The sequence below is a fragment of the Paenibacillus sp. 598K genome (genome assembly GCF_003851045.1).
In the GTDB taxonomy this organism is placed as follows: domain Bacteria; phylum Bacillota; class Bacilli; order Paenibacillales; family Paenibacillaceae; genus Paenibacillus_D.
Map to the genome: position 1 here is coordinate 1 of NZ_BFBX01000209.1, position 1,384 is coordinate 1,384.

At 56.8% G+C, this 1,384-nt stretch carries 1 protein-coding gene; it reads left to right on the forward strand.

The window, feature by feature from the left end; translation table 11 throughout:
* Nucleotides 1–17: 17 nt before the first annotated feature.
* A partial coding sequence (gene tnpC, locus PA598K_RS34445) for an IS66 family transposase (RefSeq protein ID WP_185602412.1) occupies nucleotides 18–1,384 on the forward strand: 1,367 nt, incomplete at its 3' end.

Genomic DNA, 1,384 nt, shown 5'->3' on the forward strand with positions numbered 1-1,384 from the left:
AGCGGAGGGCGATGGAAATGGAATTGAATTCGGAACAGATCCTCCAAATTTGCAAAGGAAATCAGGAGATTGCTTCCGTGGTTCAATTCATTTATGACCAGCAAAACGCCCGCATCAAACAGTTGGAAGCCCGGGTTGCCGAACTGGAAGCCGAAGTGCGCGACTTGAAACGCCAACTGGGTCAGAACAGCCAAAACAGCAGCAAGCCGCCGTCCAGCGACGGACTGCGCAAACCGCCCGTGAATCTGCGCAAGCCCGGCGGCAAAAAGGGACCGCCTACCGGTCATCCCGGACATACCCTGCATCAAGTGGCACAGCCCGACCAAGTGATCGATCTTTTGGCAGGGAGTCACTGCGCCCACTGCCACTCCGCCTTTCCCGAAGCCCCTGCCCTGGGTTATGAAAAACGGCAGGTATGGGACCTGCCTGCTCCGCGCGTCGTTGTTTCCGAATATCGTGCAGAAAGGCGGCGTTGCGCTTGCTGCCGCCGCATCACCCAAGCTACCTTCCCTTCCGAGGTGAAGGCGCCTGTCCAATACGGCCTCGGCTTTGCAGCCTGGACCGTGTATTTCAGTGCGCGCCATATGCTACCGCTCCAGCGGATCCGGGAAATCTTTGCGGATCTGACCCATCACTCCCTCAGCCAAGCCACCCTGCTGTCCTTCCAGCGCAGCATGCATGCGAAACTGGAGCCGCTGGAAGTCTGTATGGCCAAGCAGTTGGCCTCCTCCCCTGTTCTGAATGCGGATGAAACCGGCTTTCGGGTGGAAGGGAAGACGCGATGGCTGCATACGCACAGTACGCCCAAGTGGACGCTCTTGTATATGCATGAAAAACGGGGCTATCTCGCCTTCAGCAAGGCGGGGATTCTCCCCGATTTTAAAGGAACGGTCGTGCATGATTGCCATACGTCCTATTTCAATGTGAAGTATGGATTCATCCATGCGTTGTGCGGCGTCCACTTGATGCGGGAATGCATCGGGATCATCCAGAATGACCGGCAGCGCTGGGCAGCCCATATGCTGAGGCTTTTGCGAGTCAGCTGGCATCGGGTTGGCGAGGCCCATGTGGAAGGCCGCTCCTTGGCGAAGGAACAAATCGAACGCATCGAATCCCTGTACGATCGGATTCTGAAACGCGGGGAAACCGAGTGGCACCAAGGGAAGGTGCGGCCCAAAGTCGGCCGAAAAGGCCGCCAGCCTAAAAGTCCAGGGGCGAATCTGGGTCAACGTTTTCTAAACCACAAGCCGGCGATTTTGCGGTTTCTTCATGATGCCCAAGTTCCTTTTAGTAACAACTTGGCCGAACGGGACCTGCGCATGAGCAAAGTCAAGCAGAAGGTATCCGGATCGATGCGTACCGAGGAAGGCGCACGGCAATTTGC